Origin of the sequence: Streptomyces piniterrae, from assembly GCF_005048155.1 — a bacterium.
In the GTDB taxonomy this organism is placed as follows: domain Bacteria; phylum Actinomycetota; class Actinomycetes; order Streptomycetales; family Streptomycetaceae; genus Streptomyces; species Streptomyces piniterrae.
The window spans coordinates 430,870-447,205 of sequence record NZ_SUMB01000002.1; the positions used below are offsets into that span (position 1 = coordinate 430,870).

Consider the following 16,336-nt stretch of genomic DNA (forward strand, 5'->3'; position numbering starts at 1 on the left):
CATGTTCGACTTCGATGTGGTCGCGGGCGAAACCGTACGCGAGGTGCTCAGCGACAAGCGTGCCGAGGTCCTCGGCATCGTGAGCCAGGCCTATCGCAGCCATGAGGCCGGAGAAAGCGTCAACCCCGACAGCTACTTCCTCCGCTTCCCCGAAAAGCCCGACTCCCGGATCATCGCGCTGCCCGCCTACCTCGGCGCCGACGTCCAGCTCGCGGGCATCAAGTGGATCGCCAGCTTCCCGCAGAACACCAAGGCCGGAAAGCCCCGCGCCTCGGCCGTGCTCATCCTCAACGACTACGAGACCGGCTACCCGGTGGCCTGCCTGGAAGCCGCCAACATCAGCGCCGCGCGCACGGCCGCGTCCGCCGCCGTCGCCGCGACCACGCTGCGCCCCGGCGGCTTCGAGGGCACCCGCATCGCGGTCATCGGCGGCGGCGTCATCGCCCGCAACATCTGCGACTACCTCCACGCCGCCGGCTGTGCCCCGGACGCCTATCTCGTGCACGACCTCCACGAGGAGTCCGGCCAGGCCCTCGTCGAGCATCTGCGCGGCACCCAGCAGCGCCCCGCCTCGTTCACCGCCGACCTCGGCGCCGCGCTGGAGGCCGAGACCGTCGTCTTCGCCACCACCGCGCTCGAACCGTACGTCACCACGCCGTTCAAGCCGGGCCAGCTCGTGCTGAACATCTCGCTGCGGGACCTCGCACCCGAGGTCGTGCTGGCGGCGGACAACATCCTCGACGACGTCGACCACTGCCTGAAGGCCAACACCTCGCCCCACCTGGCCGAACAGCTCACCGGCTCACGGGACTTCGTGACCGGCACGCTCGCCGGAGTCCTCAACGGCGAGGTGACCCCGACCGAGGGCCGCCCGGTGATCTTCTCGCCGTTCGGCCTCGGCGTCCTCGATCTGGCCGTCGGCGCCTACGTCCTGGAGCAGGCCCGTGCCGCCGGCTCGGCCATCGCGGTCCCCAACTTCTTCGGGGAGACCCGGCGATGGTAACCACAACGCAAGACGCGACCACCGAAGCCGCCCCGCGGAACACCGAGCGGCACCCCACCATCGCCATCGTGGGAGCCGGTTCACGAGGGCTGGGCATCGTGGAGCGGCTCGTCGGCCACTGCCTGGCGAAGCCCTTCCCGGTCACCGTCCTCCTCGTGGACCCGCAGCCCCTCGGCCCCGGATTCCACCGCCAGGACCAGCCCGACCACCTCCTGCTGAACACGGTGTGCGCGCAGGTCACCGCCTTCGCGGACGACGCGATGGTGGACGGCCCCACCGGGGTGGGCGGCCCCTCGCTGTACGAGTGGTGTCGCGAGCGGCAGCTGCGCGTGGGGGCCGACGGATACACCGTGCGTGCGGGGGACGGACGGGAGATCCGGCCGAACGACTTCCTGCCTCGGAGGCTGCTCAGCGAATACCTGACCTGGGCCGCCGAACGCATCGTCGCCGCAGCGCCGCCTGGCTTCGCCCTCATCCGGCACACCGCGACGGCCACCGACATCCAGCCGGGACCTGACGGCGGGGAGACCGTCGTCCTCGACGACGGCACCCGCCTGGAGGCCGACGCGGTGTTCGTGACCGTCGGACACCACTCGCTCCACCTGCCGGCCGAACCGGCCGACGAGCCACGGCTGATCACCCGTCCCTACCCGCTGCCCGCCGCCCTCGAAGGCATCGCCCCCGGCGACGAGGTCGCGGTCCTGGGCATGGGACTGACCGCCATGGACGTGATCGCCAGCCTGACCCTGGGGCGCGGCGGCCGGCACGAGCCGGCGGACGACGGCCGGCTGCGCTACGTACCCAGCGGCCGAGAGCCGCGGATCGTCCTGGCCAACCGGTCCGGCATACCCTCGCGCAGCCGCCCGCACCTCAACCCGGGCCGGACCCGCTTCGCCCCCCTCGCACTGACGCCGGACCGGCTCCGGGAGCTGCGCGGGAACCGCGACAGCGGACTGCTCCACTTCACCGACGACGTCCTGCCGTTGGTCGAGGCGGAGATGGAACTGGCCTACTACCGGGCCGTCATGGCCCGCACGACCGGCGACGCCGAAAAGGCGGGCGCGGAATTCGCGCGCCGGGTGGCCGAGTCGGGCGTGGACGGAGCGCTGGCCACCGTCCGCACCGAGTTCGGGCCCTACCCGCTGCACGGGGTGCTGGTCGACGAGCTGACCGACCGTCAGTGGGCCGACCTGGGCGAGTACACCGGCTGGTTCACCGCCCAGGTCGCCGAGGACCTGGCGGAGGCCCGCGAGGGGCTGGGCGTCAGCCCGGTCAAGGAAGCCCTGGAGGTGCTGCGCGACCACCGCGACGCCCTCCGGGCCGTCATCGACTCACCAGGTGTCGACGACACCTCCCTGGAGTACTTCTTCGGGGAGTTCACCTCCACGGTCAACCGTCTGGTGATCGGCCCGCAGCTGGACCGTTCCGCCGAGCTGCTGTCGCTGCTGGACGCCGGAGTGCTCCGGCTCGGCCCCGGCCCCCGGCCCAAGGTCATCGCCCCGGCCGGAGACGGCCCCTGGCGACTGGAGTCCACCTGCCTGGCCAGGCCCGAGAGCATCGAGGTGGCGCACGTCGTGCGCGCACACGTCGCCGAACCGAGCCCGGACCAGCTCCCCGGCTCGCTGCTCGGCCGCCTCGTCACGGCGGGCCGTGTGGCCACCCTGGCCGCCCGCGGCAGCCGGATCCCGGGACTCCATGTCACCCGCGAGGGACAGGGCATCGGGCCCGCCGGGGAAATACGCCGCACGCTGTTCTTCCTCGGTCCGCACACCGAAGGATCCAGCTACTACAACCACTACGTTCCGTCGCCCGGCGCGCCTTCCCGCGCGCTGAAGGACGCCGAACTCGCCCTCCGTACCGCACTGCCCCTTTCCGTGAGGACATCATGAGCAACCGCGAGACCTACACGCCCTGGACCCGCGAGTACCGCGCCGAGACCCGAGCCGCGCAGGGCGACGGCTGGCGCTGCCCGACGACCGGAGCGGTACCCCCGCCGGTGAGCATGGGCGCCACCTTCGCCCGCGACGACCAGTACCGCACCCCGGCCGGCCTCGCCTATCTGCGCGACCAGGGCACCCCGGGCTACGAGCAGGTCGAGGGCGTGGTGGCCGGGCTGGAGGGCGGCTCCGACGCGCTGGTCTTCGCCTCCGGCATGGCCGCCGCCACCGCCGTCTTCCAGGTTCTGCCCGCCGGGGTCCGGGTGGTGGTGCCGCAGACCATGTACTTCGGGCTCACCAAGTGGCTGCTCGAATTCGGCCCGCAGCGCGGACTGGAAGTCGTCCGCGTCCCCATGGACGACCTGGACGCGGTCACCGAGGCGGTGAACGCCGCGCCGACCGCCCTGCTGTGGGCGGAGTCCCCGGCGAACCCCACCTGGCTGGTGACCGACCTGGCGGCCTGTGCCGACATCGCGCACCGGGCCGGCGCTCTCTTCGGCGTGGACAACACCGTCCCCACCCCGGTGCACACCCGGCCGTTCGAGCTCGGCGCCGACCTGATCATGCACTCGGGGACGAAGTACCTCAACGGCCACAACGACGTGGTGGCGGGCCTCCTCGTCGCCGCGCCCGACCTCACCGAGGAGCGCCAGGCCCTCTGGGAGCGGCTGCGCCTGCACCGCCGCCTCACCGGTCCGATCCTCGGCCCCTGGGAGGCGTATCTGCTGCTGCGCGGGATACGCACGCTCTACCCGCGGATGCGGCAGATATCGGCCACCGCCATGTCGCTGGCCGAGCACTTCTCCGAGCACCCGCTGGTCAGCCGGGTGGCCTACCCCGGCCTGCCGAGCGACCCGGGGCACAAGGTCGCCTCCCAGCAGATGACCGGCGGCTACAGCGGAATGCTCTCGCTGCACGTCGCCGGTGACTGGAAACGTTCCCTGCGCGCGGCGGAACACTGCGAACTGTTCATCCGTGCCACATCCTTGGGCGGTGTGGAAAGCCTGATCGAACACCGCTACACATTTGAAGGACCGGACAGCACTTCACCCAAGGACATGCTCCGGCTGTCCATCGGTCTCGAGGACCCGGCCGACCTCGTGGCCGATCTGGAGCAGGCACTGGAACGCGCCGCGAAGGACGTACTTTGAGCTCTGAGAGCAGTAACACCAGTACCACCGTCGAGAGCAGCACCCTCGACGAACCCGCCGTCGCTCCGGCGACGGCGGGTGAACCGCCCCATCGCCCGGGGCTGTTGCGTGACATGTCGCTGTCGGCGGTCCTCGCCGGGTTCGTGGCCGTCGTGGTCTCGTACTCCGGACCGCTGGTCATCGTGCTCGCCGCCGCCGCGGCCGGGCACCTCGACAAGGCACAGACCGGCTCCTGGGTCTGGGCCATCTCGATAGGCAGCGGCCTGACCTGCATCGGACTCAGTCTGCGGACGAAGATGCCGGTCATCACCGCCTGGTCGACGCCGGGCGCCGCCCTGCTGGTCACCAGCCTGGGGGCCTACTCGTACGCGGAGGCCATCGGCGCGTTCATCGTCACCGGCGTGGTGATCACCCTGGTCGGGCTGACCGGGGTGTTCGGGTGGCTGATGCGGCAGGTGCCCACGGCGGTGGTGTCCGCGATGCTCGCGGGCATCCTCTTCTCCTTCGGCACCGGCGTCTTCGCCTCGCTGAAGACCGCACCGTGGATCGCCGGCGCCGTGCTCCTCGCCTATCTGCTCGGCAAGCGGTGGCTGCCCCGGTACGCGGTGCTGATCGCGCTCGCCGCGGGCGTGGCGGCGGCCGCCGCCACCTCGCGCCTGGACATCCACCTGGACAGCATCGAGCTGGCCCGCCCGGTGCTCACCACACCCGAGTTCTCCGTCGCCTCGCTCATCGGCATCGCGGTGCCGATGATCCTGGCGACGCTGGCCTCGCAGAACGCCCCCGGTATGGCCGTCCTCACCGCTTCCGGCTACCAGCCCAAGGACCGGCTGCTGATCGGCTCGACCGGCCTGGTCTCCACCGCGCTCGCCCCCTTCGGCTCGCACGCCATCAACCTCGCGGCCATCACGGCGGCGATCTGCACCGGCCCGGAATCCCACCGCGATCCCAAGCGGCGCTATGTCGCCGGTATCGCCTGCGGAGCGTTCTACCTCCTGATCGGGGCCTTCGGCACCACCCTCGTGGTCTTCTTCGCGGGCCTGCCGAAGGAACTGGTCGCCGCCATCGCCGGCGTCGCCCTGTTCGGGGCGCTGGCCGGCGGCCTGAGCGGAGCGGTCAAGGAGGAGAAGGACCGGGAGGCGGCCCTGATCACCTTCCTGGCCACCGCCTCGGGAGTCACCCTCTTCGGCATCGGATCGGCCTTCTGGGGGCTGGTGTTCGGTGTCGTGGCCCATCTCGTACTGACCCGTTGGCGCAGCGCTCGATCCGCCGACAGCTGACCCCCTCGGGAAAACGGCCGCCCCGGACATCTGGCCGGGGCGGCCGTCCGTTGCGCCCACGTGCGCCTTCCACGACAGGACGTTCCATGAGCAAGCCCGTCATCCTCCTGGCCGACCGACTCTCGCCCGCCACCGTCGACGCCCTCGGCTCGGCATACGAGGTCCGGCACTGCGACGGCACGGACCGCGCCGAGCTCCTGGCACAGGTCGCCGCGGCCGATGCCCTGCTCGTGCGCAGCGCCACGCGGGTCGACGCCGAAGTCATCGCCGCCGCACCGGGTCTGAAGGTGATCGGCCGGGCCGGTGTCGGGCTCGACAACATCGATGTACCCGCCGCGACCGCCGCCGGGGTGCTGGTCGTCAACACGCCCACCGCCAATGTCGTCAGCGCCGCCGAGCTGACCTGCGCACTGCTCCTGGCGGTGGCCCGCCATGTCCCTCAGGCGGACGCCACACTGCGGAACGGCCGGTGGGAGCGCGGCCGGTTCACCGGCACGGAGCTGTCCGGGAAGGTCCTCGGGGTGGTGGGCCTGGGCAGGATCGGCCTGTTGGTGGCCCAGCGCATGGCGGCGTTCGGCATGACGGTGATCGCCCACGACCCCCATGTGGCCCCCGAGCGGGCCACCGCGCACGGCATCGAGCCGGTGCCGCTCGACGACCTCCTGACCCGCTGCGACTTCCTCACCGTCCACCTGCCGAAGACCGCGGAGACCCTCGGGCTGATCGGCCGCGAGGAACTCAAGAAGGTCAAGCCGTCGGTACGCGTCGTCAACGTCGCCCGTGGCGGCATCGTCGACGAGGACGCCCTGTACGAGGCCCTCACGGAGGGGCGGGTGGCCGGGGCCGCGCTCGATGTGTACGTCACGGAGCCGTGCACCGAGTCGCCGCTGTTCGCCCTCGACAATGTCGTCGCCACCCCGCATCTCGGCGCCAGCACCGAGGAGGCACAGGAGAAGGCCGGCGTTTTCGTCGCCCGGTCCGTCGCCCGCGCCCTGGCGGGCGAGCCGGTGGCGGAGGCCGCCAACGCTCCGGAGCGGGCGCTGAGCCTGCGGGCGTAAGGCCGTCGGGCCCGGCCCGTGGCGACGGAGTTCCCCGACGCCGAGGAGACGCCCAGGCGTCGGGGAACCCACCATCAGGAGGCGGCGCGGCCGACGATCGTGCCGCATTGCCGGCGGCGCCGCCCCGCGGTCACTCCCGGCTCTCGCCGCCCCCCGCGTCGGAGACCTCGTGCTCCGCCTTCGCCATCTCGGAGCGCCGGTAGGAGTACGCGAAGTAGATGACCAGGCCGATGGCGAACCACACGGCGAACCGCACCCAGGTCTGCCACGCCAGGAACGTGATCAGCCAGATGGAGAAGGCGACGCCGATCGCCGGGACGATCGGCATGCCCGGCGTACGGAACGTCCGCGGCAGGTCGGGGCGCTTGTAGCGGAGGACGATCACCGCGACGCAGACCACCACGAACGCCAGCAGGATGCCGATGTTCGTCAGCTCGGCGGCCTCGCCGATCGGCAGGAATCCCGCGATCAGGGCCGAGGCGACGCCGACGATCCAGGTCACCCGGGTCGGCACATGGTGTTTGGGACTGGTCTTGGCGAACCACTTCGGCAGCAGCCCGTCCCGGCTCATCGAGAACCACACCCGGGTCACACCGAGCATGAAGGTGAACATGACCGTCAGAATGCCGATGATCGCGCCGACCGCGATGATATCCGCGAGGCCGCTGAGGCCCACCGACTTGAATGCCGTGGAGAATCCGCTCTCCGGGTCGATGTCCTTGTAGTTCTGCATACCGGTCAGGACCAGGCAGGCCAGCACGTACAGCACCATCGAGATCGCCAGCGAATACATGATGGCTTTCGGCATGTGGCGCTGGGCGTCCTTGGACTCCTCGGCGGCGGTGCTCATCGCGTCATAGCCGAAGACCGCGAAGAAGACGGTGGCCGCGCCGGTGAACGCGCCGCCCACACCGAACGGGAAGAACGGCTGGTAATTCCCGGACTTGATGTGGAAGAAGCCGACCCCGATCACCAGCAGGACCACCAGGACCTTCAGGCCCACCACGATGGTCTCGAAGCGCGCGGCGTTCTTGATGCCCAGCGTCAGGAGATAGGCGATGAGCAGGCAGAGCAGCGCCGCGAAGAGGTCCACCCGGTGTCCTTCACCGGTTCCGGGCGCGCCCAGCATCCATTTCGGCAGCTCGGCGCCCATCTCGCCGAGGAGGAAACTGAAGTAGCCGGAGATGCCGATCGCGACCACCGCCACGATCGCGGTGTATTCCAGCAGCAGGTCCCAGCCGATGAACCAGCCGGCCAGCTCGCCGAGGACCGCGTAGCCGTAGGTGTAGGCCGAGCCGGCCTTCGGGATCAGGCCGGCGAATTCCGCGTACGAGAAGGCGGCCGCGGCGCTCGCCACGCCCGCGACGAGAAAGGAGATCAGGACGGCGGGGCCGGCCGTCCCGTTCGCAACGGTGCCGGCGAGGGTGAAGATACCCGCGCCGATGATGCCGCCGACGCCGATGGCCGTCAGCTGCCAGAGGCCGAGCGCCCGGGTGAGCTGCTGACTCGCGGCGCCTTCCGCCTCCGTGATGTGTTCGATCGGTTTCCGGCGCAATACGCCCTGTCCCGCGCGCAGCCGCATGCGTGATTCCTCCGTATGCTCCGTCGTTCGTCCGTTCGTCTGACGGCCGATCATCATGGCCCTTCGACGGCCCCTAAAGGAAGGCAACTCCCTGAAGCGGGTGGGAGAAGCCTGTGAACGAACAGGTCGGAGCGGCATAACCCGTGCCGGTCAACAGGGATTTCGGCCTGCCGGGTCCTTCACCACACGAGAAGCGCTCAAGGAGTCTCCGGAACGGCCTCCCGAGACTCCCTGGGTATTCGGTCGGGGATTCAGTCGGCTTCCTCCAGCCGGAATCCGACCTTCAAGCCGACCTGGTAGTGGTCGATCTCGCCGTCGACGAGATGCCCGCGGACCTGGGTGACCTCGAACCAGTCCAGGTTGCGGAGCGTCTCCGACGCGCGCTTGATGCCGTTGCGGATCGCGGCGTCCATGCTCTGCTGGGACGTCCCCACGATCTCCGTCACGCGATAGGTGCGGTCGGTCACGGTGGTCTCCCCTCGTCAGGGCGGCGCCACCCCTCGTCAGGGCGGCGCTTCGCCCGTCCACCTTCCACCGTGCCTCAGGGCGGCCCGCCCCACCAGCGGAGCGGGGGGGCAGGGCGCACCGCCGGCTACGGGACGACCGTGACCGGCCAGCGCCCGGCCTTGACCAGGCGTACCGCGACCGACCCCATGATGCGATGCCCGGCCGACTCCGAAGCGCCGACCACCACCGCGTCCGCCTTCAGCTCGTCGGCCATCTGCACCAGACCGCTGTAGGGGTCGCCGCGCAGCGTGTGGAACTCCCAGCGCACTTCGTATATCCCCTGCAGACGCTCCGTGGCCCCGCGGATTTCGGCGATCAGCTCGTCGGCGATCTCGTTCGTGGTGTCGACGACGGGGGCGCCCATCGTGGCGCCGGCCGGCATGACCGGCTGGACATAGACCAGGACGAGCTTGGACGCCTGCCGCCTGGCCAGCCCGGCCGCGTAGGCGGCGGCGCGCCATGAGGAGTCGGAGCCGTCGACGCCTACGAGGATGACTTTCGGGCCGTCGGTTCCGCGCTCGAAGGGCGCGGCTGGGTTCTGCTCCACACCTGGGAGGTTAACCGGACGTGCGTGCCGATGGATCGGCGGGCGCGCGCAGCGCTGTCCCGCCCCGGGTCAGGCGGGGGCCGGCGGCCAGCTGTCCGGGGCGAGCACGCCGAGCACATACGCCTTGGCGACCAGCGCGGTACGGCCCTGCACCCGCCAGCGGCGGGCCAGCCGGGTGAGGTGGTAGTTGACGCCGTCCACGGTCAGCCCCATGGCCGTGCCGATGGCGGCGGTGGTCGCGCCGGCGGCGGCCAGCGCCAGGATGCGGGCCTCCACGGGGCTGGCCGTGCCGCGCGGCGTGGGCGGCGGCGGGGTGTCGCGGACGCGGAGCAGCGCCAGCAGCACGGGCGGCCGTAGGGAAGGGTCGCCGACCGGATCCACCGTCAGCTCCCCTTCCCGCTCGGATCCGTCGGCGGCCGACTGCCAGTGGACCTCCACCGGGTAGCGCGAGCGATGACCCAGCCGTAGCGCCTCGGCGATGCGGTGGACCTGCTCCTTCGCCCGTGGCCGGAACAGGTCGAGGAGATTGCGGCCACGGAGTTGTCCGGGCGCCGCGCCCCACTGAGCGGCCATCGCCGGGTTGGCGATCAGCACGTCGCCGTCGGCGTGGCAGACCGCGATCGGGGTGGGGATACGGTCCAGCAGGATCAGGAAGTAGTTGCGCCAGGGGTCCTCGGCATAGGGGCCCGCCGGGTCGGGCGGCCCTGCCGTGCCCGCGCCGCCGGTGCCCGTACCATCCGCCATGCCGTCGCCGCACCCGTCGTCCATTGCTCATCTCCCGTCCGACCGCAAGGGCCGGCAGCGAAATACCACTGCACAATCATGCAGTTGTCCCGTCGTGACCTGCGCACCGGGCCGGTCACGCTGGAGACATGACCGACACCATCGCGCTCCACACCGATGAACACGCCGCCGACGACGCCATACCGGTCGCCGACATCTCGGCGGTGGGTCTCACCAAGACGCCCATCCAGCACGCCATGGACCTCGCCCGGGTCCACGGCCCGCTCTTCAAGCGAAAGCTCAACGAACGGGAGACGCTGTTCGTCTCCTCGCTGGAGCTGGTCACCGAACTCGCCGACGAGAGCCGCTTCGCCAAGGGCGTGTCGGTCATCCTGGAGGACGTCCGGGAGTTCGCCGGTGACGGTCTGTTCACCGCCTACAACGACGAGCCGAACTGGGCCAAGGCGCACGAGGTCCTGATGCCGGCCTTCGCGCTCGGCTCGATGCGTACGTACCACCCGGCGATGCTCAAGGTGGCCCGCCGGGTCATGGCGAGCTGGGACCGGCGGGTCGCCGACGGCACGGCCATCGACGTCGCGGACGACATGACCCGGATGACCCTGGACACCATCGGGCTCGCCGGTTTCGGCTTCGACTTCGAGTCGTTCGCCCGGGACACCCTGCATCCCTTCGTCGAGGCGATGGTGCGGTGCCTCCAGTGGAGCATGGCGAAGTTCGCCCGCAAGCCGGGCGCCGACCACTCCGAGGAGGACGCGGCGTTCCGGGTCGACGCGGACTATCTCGCGTCCGTCGTCGACGAAGTGATCGCCGCCAGGACCGCGAGCGGTGAGACGGGCGACGACGATCTGCTGGGCCTGATGCTCGGTGCCACGGACCAGGGACGCGCGGACGGCAAGGGCACGGGCGGCGGCCCCACCCTCGATCTCGCCAACATCCGCAATCAGGTCATCACCTTCCTGATCGCCGGCCATGAGACCACCTCGGGCGCGCTCTCCTTCGCGCTGTACCACCTGCTCAAGGACCCGGTGGCGCTGCGGATGGCGCAGCGCGAGGCCGATGAGCTGTGGGGCGACCAGACGGACCCCGACCCGTCCTTCGAGGACATCGGCCGGCTGCCGTTCATCCGGCAGGTCCTCAACGAGGCGCTCCGACTGTGGCCGACGGCCGCCGCCTTCACCCGGCAGGCGCGCGAGGACACCCTGCTCGGCGGCCGCTATCCGGTGCGGGCCGGAGGCCTTGTCACGGTGCTCACGCCGATGCTGCACCGCGATCCGGCCTGGGGCGACAACCCCGAGATGTTCGATCCGTCCCGCTTCAGCCCGGAGGCCGAGGCGGCCCGCTCGCCGCACGCCTACAAGCCGTTCGGCACCGGTGAACGCGCCTGCATCGGGCGGCAGTTCGCGCTGCACGAGGCGACCATGCTGCTCGCCCTCCTGGTGCACCGCTACCGTCTGGTCGACCACAGCGACTATCGGCTGCGCATCAAGGAGACGCTGACCCTCAAGCCGGACGGGTTCACACTCACCCTGGCCGCCCGTACGCCCGCGGACCGGGCCGCGAACCGTGCCGCGCTCGCCGTGCTCCCCGGCAGTGCCACCGGCACGGACGACACGGCGGCCGACGACGGTCTGCCGACCCGGGTGCCCCAGGGGACCGGTCTGCTCCTGCTGCACGGCACCAACTACGGCACCTGCCGCGAGTTCGCGGAGCGGATCGCCGACGAGGCCACCGGGCTGGGCTTCGCCGCCGATGTGGCGCCGCTGGACGCGCACGCCGGCGGGCTGCCCGCCGACCGGCCCGTCGTCATCGTCGCCGCCTCCTACAACGGGCAGCCCACCGATGACGCGGCCGCGTTCGTCCGATGGCTCGACACCGCACCTGAAGGCGCCGCCGCCGATGTGCCGTACGCCGTCCTGGGCGTCGGCGACCGCAACTGGGCCGCGACCTACCAGCAGGTGCCGACCCTCGTCGACGACCGGCTCGCCGCGCTGGGCGCGCGGCGCCTGCTGCCGCGCGCCGAGGCCGATGCCTCCGGCGATCTCAGCGGCACAGTGAAGGACTTCACCGCCGCACTGCGCACCGAGCTGCTGACGCGCTACGGCGACCCGGCGAGCATCGGCGCCGGCGCATCGGCCGACCAGGACACCTGTTACACCGTTACAGAGGTCACCGGCGGGCCGCTGGACGCGCTGGCCGCCCGGCACGACCTCGCCCCGATGACCGTCACCGAGGCCTACGACCTCACGGCGCAGGACTGGCCGCGGCCCAAGCGCTTCCTGCGGATCGCGCTGCCGGAGGGCGTCACCTACCGCACCGCCGACCACCTCGCGGTGCTGCCGGCCAACACCCCGGCGGCCGTCGAGCGGGCGGCCCACGTCCTCGGCGTCGACCCGGACACCGTCCTCGCCCTGCACGCAGGACGCCGGCCTGGCCGCGACACCCTGCCCGTCGACCGCCCGCTGACCGTACGCCAACTCCTCACCCACCACCTGGAGTTGGGCACCAGGCCGGCACCCGGACAGGTCGCCCTGCTCGCCGCGCACAACCCCTGCCCGCCCGAGCGCCTCGCCCTCGAAAACCTCGCCGACGACGACCCGCGCACCCTGATCGACCTGATCGAGGCGCATCCGGCGCTGCGCGGCGCACTGCCCTGGCCGACGCTCCTGGAGCTGCTGCCACCGCTGCGCCCCCGGCACTACTCGATCTCGTCCTCGCCCACCCCCGACGCCCGGCACGCCGATCTGATGGTCTCGCTGCTGCCCGGCGGCACCGGTTCGACCTATCTGCACACCCTGCGGCCCGGCGACACCCTGCTCGCCCGCGTCCAGCCCTGCCGCGAGGCGTTCCGCCTCGACCCGGCCGATGCCACCCCCGTCATCATGGTCGCGGCGGGCACCGGCCTCGCGCCCTTCCGCGGCGCCGTCGCCGACCGCGTCGCCGCAGGCCAGACCGCTCCCGCGCGGCTCTACTTCGGCTGCGACGACCGCGCGGCGGACTTCCTGCACGCCGCGGAACTCGCCGCCGCCGAAGCGGCCGGTGTCATCTCCGTACGCCCGGTCTTCAGCGCCCGCCCCGAGCACGGCCACTGCTTCGTCCAGCACCGCATCGCCGCCGAGGCCGACGAGGTGTGGGAACTGCTCCAGGCCGGTGCGCGGGTGTACGTCTGCGGCGACGGCAGCCGGATGGCACCCGGCGTCCGGGCCGCCTTCCGTGATCTGCACGGGGCCCGTACAGGCGCCTCGGCGCAGGCATCGGAGGCCTGGCTGCGCGAACTGACCGCGTCCGGCCGCTACATCGAGGACGTGTACGCGGCGGGCTGAGCCGCCCGCCCCCCGGGGCCCCGGCCGGCGCGTGGTCTGGATCTCGCGACCCGCCGGGGTCAAGGTGGTGGGGGGTGCGGCCAACGGGGCCGCACCAGCCGGCGGCCGTGACCGAGGCCGCCGGCCCGACTGGGGGGAATTCCGGCATGACCGGTACGACGAAAGCGCTGATCATCGGGGGCGGCATCGCGGGGACGGTGACCGCGATGGCCCTGCGCAAGGCGGGCATCGACGCGGAGATCTTCGAGGCGTATCCGACCGGCGCGGACGACGTGGGCGCCTTCCTCGTCGTCTTCGCCAACGGCCTCGAAGCGCTCCGGGTGATCGACGCGCACGGCCCCGTCGTCGCCCATTCCTTCCCCGCGCAGCGGGTGGAGTTCCTCGGCGACCGCGGCGAACGGCTGGGGGAGCGGCCCATCGCGGGCACCGAACAGGGCGACGGCCTCGGCCCGCGCACCCTGCGGCGCGCCGCGCTCTACCAGGCCCTGCACACCGAGGCGATACGCCGCGGGATATCCGTACGGCACGGAAAACGGCTGGTGGGCGCCGAGACCGTGCAGGCGGCGAGCGGCCGACGGGTGGTGGCGACCTTCGCGGACGGCAGCCGGGCCGAGGGCGACCTGCTCGTCGGCGCCGACGGCCTGCACTCCGTCACCCGCACCCTCATCGACCCGGGCGCGCCAGGCCCCCGCTACACCGGCCAGAACACCGTCTGCGGCTACACGCGCGACGCCAAAACCACGCTCTCGCCGGACACCTACACCATGATCTTCGGCAAGCGGGCCTTCTTCGGCTGTACGGTCGCCCCCGACGGCGAGGTCTGGTGGTTCGCCAACGTCCCGGGCAGCGAACTGGACCGGACCGACCCGGTGGCCGTCACCCCGGCCGAATGGCGCAGCCGGGTCGCCGGCCTCTTCGACGACGATGACACCCCGGTCGCCGGCATCGTCCGCGCCACCGGCGACCGGATCATCGCCTCCAACGCCTACGACATCGCCACCACCCCGACCTGGCACAACGACACCATGGTCATCCTCGGCGATGCCGCACACGCGGCCGCGCCCAATGCCGCGCAGGGCGCTTCCATGGCCATCGAGGACAGCATCGTTCTCGCCAAGTGTCTGCGCGACCGGCCGGACGCGCGCAGCGCCTTCGCCGCGTACGAGGAACTGCGCCGCGAGCGGGTGGAGGCGGTCGTCGCCGCCAGCGCCGGAATGGCCAAGCTGACGGCGACGGGAGCGGCCGGCCGCCGTGCGGCACCCGAGAGCCGCATGGAGCGCGGCAGCGCGGGCGCCGACAACTGGCTCACCGGCTATCGCATCGAGTGGTAAATCGAGTAGTACGTCGGGTGGTTGGGTGCTGCCGCTCCCTACTCCGCTGCGGGGCCTTCCGCCGGACCACCTGCCGGGCTGTCCACCTGAGCACCCGCCGAACCACTGGCTGAGCCGCCCACCGAACTGGACACCGAACCACTCGGCGAACCACTTACCGGACCACTCACCGAACCACCCGCCAACTGGACAACTACCAGCACGATTCCCGCGACGGTGAAGTTCCGGGTCGCCGCGTCCAGCCCGTTCCAGTCCTCGGACTGCCACATCGCGAACCACTCACCGCCTATGGCGATGAAGCCCGCACCGAAGAGCAACAGCACCATCACCAGACCCACGGTGGTCACGCGCCGGGCCAGGGCCACACCGCCTGGTCCGCGCCTCACACCGAGGCCCCACAACACGGTGGCCGCGATCAGTACCACCGCGGCCACCGTCTCCCAGGCGATTATCGCCAGATAAGCGGCGTCCTGGAGCGAGCGGGAGGTGATGGCCCGCCACATCAGATCCTCGTCCTTGAACGTGGTGTCCATCGAAAGGACATGGCGGACGAATTGCTGATTGGTGTCGAAGTCGGTGATATTCCCGAAGGCGACGAGCGCGATATAGAGCGCGACCGTTCCCGTGAGTGCCGCCGCCGCGAGCGGCAATGCCGTAGCCGATTTCCTGCTGTTCATAAGTCCTCCGGTTAACGAAACTCTGGTCACTGTCCCAACTCCCGTACTCTGCTGCCTACTCGACCGTATGACCGAACGGGCGAGGGGCCGGGGCGGCTTGTGCCGACCGGCCGAGGACCTAGGGGAGCGGGGAACATGAAGAAGACGCGGTGCGTAGGGACGGTCGCTGTCGCGGCGGCGGCGGTGATCGCGGTGACCGGCCCGGCGGACGGTGCCGAACCGGCCGCCACGGCGTACGACACCAGCACGTCCGTGGGCGTCCACAACGCATACGAGAAAGACAAGTACCCATACTTCGCAGATGCGTTGGACTCCGGTGCCGCACTCGTCGAACTCGACGTCTGGGCAAACGGACTCGGCTCGTCCTGGCGGGTCTCGCACAGCAACCCGCTCGGGAACAATAACAACTGCGTGGGCGCCTCCACCGCACAGGAGCTGCGGACCAAGGACCGTGACCAGGACTTCGGCGGCTGTCTCGCCGATATGAAGGCCTGGCACGACGCCAATCCCGGCCACCGCCCCATCTTGGTCAAGGTCGAGATGAAGGACGGTTTCAACGCCAAGCGCGGCCGCGGACCCGCCGAATTCGACGCGCTGGTACGGCAGAAGCTGGGCGACGCGGTCTACGGTCCCGGTGACCTGACCGCGGGCCACGCCACGCCGGACGAGGCGGCACGGGCCGGCGCCTGGCCCGCACGTTCCGACCTCGCCGGGAAGTTCCTCTTCGAGCTGATACCGGGCACCGTCGAGGAGAGCAACCCGCTCGACAAACTGTGGACCGACGTGGAGTACGCCGGCCATCTCAAGGACCTTGCCGCGCAGGGCAAACTGGCGCAGTCGACGGCCTTCCCCGCGGTGCACGGCGCGGCCGCCGGCGACCCCCGCGAGCGCTACGCCGACCCGGCGCTGCGCCCCTGGTTCGTGGTCTTCGACGGCGACGCCGCGACGTACCTGAACGGCACCATAGACACCGCCTGGTACGACACCCGCCACTACCTCCTGGTCATGACGGACGCGCACAACGTCCCGCCGGTGATCGACGGCACCCATCCGACCGAGGAAGAGGCGCTGGCGCGCGTACGCCAACTCGCCGCCGCGCACGCGAGTTTCGCCACGGCCGACTGGTCCGCGCTGCCGAATGTGCTCAAGACGGTGCTGCCGCGCGGGGCCTGAGAGGGCTGACGGGACGGGTCGACACC

General features: G+C 71.1%; 11 protein-coding genes and 2 pseudogenes. 8 read left to right on the plus strand and 5 right to left on the minus strand.

Going from position 1 to position 16,336, the window contains the following annotated elements; genetic code table 11:
- The first annotated feature begins 1 nt into the window (after position 1).
- The 5 genes and pseudogenes from sbnB to FCH28_RS06230 form a co-directional block, all read left to right on the plus strand.
- Positions 2 to 1,003, plus strand: a complete 1,002-nt coding sequence (gene sbnB / locus FCH28_RS06210) for a 2,3-diaminopropionate biosynthesis protein SbnB (protein WP_136739137.1) — start codon at positions 2 to 4, stop codon at positions 1,001 to 1,003.
- The gene (locus tag FCH28_RS06215) at positions 997 to 2,892 is read left to right on the plus strand and encodes an FAD/NAD(P)-binding protein (RefSeq protein ID WP_136738679.1); all 1,896 of its coding nucleotides are present in this window, start codon (positions 997 to 999) and stop codon (positions 2,890 to 2,892) included. The genes sbnB and FCH28_RS06215 overlap by 7 nt, the downstream gene beginning before the upstream one ends.
- The gene (locus FCH28_RS06220; RefSeq protein WP_136738680.1) at positions 2,889 to 4,091 is read left to right on the plus strand and encodes a trans-sulfuration enzyme family protein; all 1,203 of its coding nucleotides are present in this window, start codon (positions 2,889 to 2,891) and stop codon (positions 4,089 to 4,091) included. Before FCH28_RS06215 ends, FCH28_RS06220 begins: the two co-directional genes overlap by 4 nt.
- Complete coding sequence (locus FCH28_RS06225) at positions 4,088 to 5,371, plus strand: benzoate/H(+) symporter BenE family transporter (RefSeq protein WP_136738681.1); 1,284 nt, start codon at positions 4,088 to 4,090, stop codon at positions 5,369 to 5,371. The genes FCH28_RS06220 and FCH28_RS06225 overlap by 4 nt, the downstream gene beginning before the upstream one ends.
- A gap of 86 nt (positions 5,372 to 5,457) precedes the next feature.
- Positions 5,458 to 6,396 (plus strand): annotated as a pseudogene (locus tag FCH28_RS06230) (hydroxyacid dehydrogenase); the annotation flags it as partial.
- A gap of 163 nt (positions 6,397 to 6,559) precedes the next feature.
- Here the strand turns inward: FCH28_RS06230 and FCH28_RS06235 are convergent.
- The 4 genes from FCH28_RS06235 to FCH28_RS06250 all read right to left on the minus strand — a co-directional run bounded on the left by FCH28_RS06235 (position 6,560) and on the right by FCH28_RS06250 (position 9,809).
- A complete protein-coding gene (locus FCH28_RS06235) occupies positions 6,560 to 8,011 on the minus strand; it encodes an amino acid permease (protein WP_136738683.1) in 1,452 nt (483 codons plus the stop codon).
- Positions 8,012 to 8,262: 251 nt separating this feature from the next.
- Positions 8,263 to 8,478, minus strand: coding sequence for a dodecin (locus tag FCH28_RS06240; RefSeq protein ID WP_136738684.1), 216 nt, complete (start codon positions 8,476 to 8,478; stop codon positions 8,263 to 8,265).
- 125 nt (positions 8,479 to 8,603) lie between these two features.
- Positions 8,604 to 9,065: a universal stress protein gene (locus FCH28_RS06245; RefSeq protein ID WP_136738685.1), complete on the minus strand. Its 462-nt coding sequence runs from the start codon at positions 9,063 to 9,065 to the stop codon at positions 8,604 to 8,606.
- Positions 9,066 to 9,134: 69 nt separating this feature from the next.
- A complete protein-coding gene (locus tag FCH28_RS06250; protein WP_246102450.1) occupies positions 9,135 to 9,809 on the minus strand; it encodes a PAS domain-containing protein in 675 nt (224 codons plus the stop codon).
- A gap of 128 nt (positions 9,810 to 9,937) precedes the next feature.
- Between FCH28_RS06250 and FCH28_RS06255 the strand changes: the two genes are divergently transcribed.
- Positions 9,938 to 13,129 carry a cytochrome P450 gene (locus FCH28_RS06255; RefSeq protein ID WP_136738687.1) on the plus strand — a complete coding sequence of 1,064 codons (3,192 nt, stop codon included), beginning with the start codon at positions 9,938 to 9,940 and terminating at the stop codon, positions 13,127 to 13,129.
- A gap of 146 nt (positions 13,130 to 13,275) precedes the next feature.
- Positions 13,276 to 14,460: an FAD-dependent monooxygenase gene (locus tag FCH28_RS06260; protein ID WP_136738688.1), complete on the plus strand. Its 1,185-nt coding sequence runs from the start codon at positions 13,276 to 13,278 to the stop codon at positions 14,458 to 14,460.
- Between the two features lie 173 nt (positions 14,461 to 14,633).
- Here the strand turns inward: FCH28_RS06260 and FCH28_RS06265 are convergent.
- Positions 14,634 to 15,137 (minus strand): annotated as a pseudogene (locus FCH28_RS06265) (DUF2165 domain-containing protein); the annotation flags it as partial.
- Between the two features lie 135 nt (positions 15,138 to 15,272).
- Here FCH28_RS06265 and FCH28_RS06270 point away from each other — a divergent pair.
- Positions 15,273 to 16,310 carry a phosphatidylinositol-specific phospholipase C domain-containing protein gene (locus FCH28_RS06270; RefSeq protein WP_136738690.1) on the plus strand — a complete coding sequence of 346 codons (1,038 nt, stop codon included), beginning with the start codon at positions 15,273 to 15,275 and terminating at the stop codon, positions 16,308 to 16,310.
- Positions 16,311 to 16,336 lie beyond the last annotated feature (26 nt).

Excerpts from the sequence above, each read along its gene's own strand:
- sbnB (WP_136739137.1), top strand. The coding sequence starts at position 2 with ATGTTCGACTTCGATGTGGTCGCGGGCGAAACCGTACGCGAGGTGCTC.
- FCH28_RS06215 (WP_136738679.1), top strand. The coding sequence starts at position 997 with ATGGTAACCACAACGCAAGACGCGACCACCGAAGCCGCCCCGCGGAAC.
- FCH28_RS06220 (WP_136738680.1), top strand. The coding sequence starts at position 2,889 with ATGAGCAACCGCGAGACCTACACGCCCTGGACCCGCGAGTACCGCGCC.
- FCH28_RS06235 (WP_136738683.1), bottom strand. The coding sequence starts at position 8,011 with ATGCGGCTGCGCGCGGGACAGGGCGTATTGCGCCGGAAACCGATCGAA.
- FCH28_RS06250 (WP_246102450.1), bottom strand. The coding sequence starts at position 9,809 with ATGGCGGATGGTACGGGCACCGGCGGCGCGGGCACGGCAGGGCCGCCC.
- FCH28_RS06255 (WP_136738687.1), top strand. The coding sequence starts at position 9,938 with ATGACCGACACCATCGCGCTCCACACCGATGAACACGCCGCCGACGAC.
- FCH28_RS06260 (WP_136738688.1), top strand. The coding sequence starts at position 13,276 with ATGACCGGTACGACGAAAGCGCTGATCATCGGGGGCGGCATCGCGGGG.
- FCH28_RS06270 (WP_136738690.1), top strand. The coding sequence starts at position 15,273 with ATGAAGAAGACGCGGTGCGTAGGGACGGTCGCTGTCGCGGCGGCGGCG.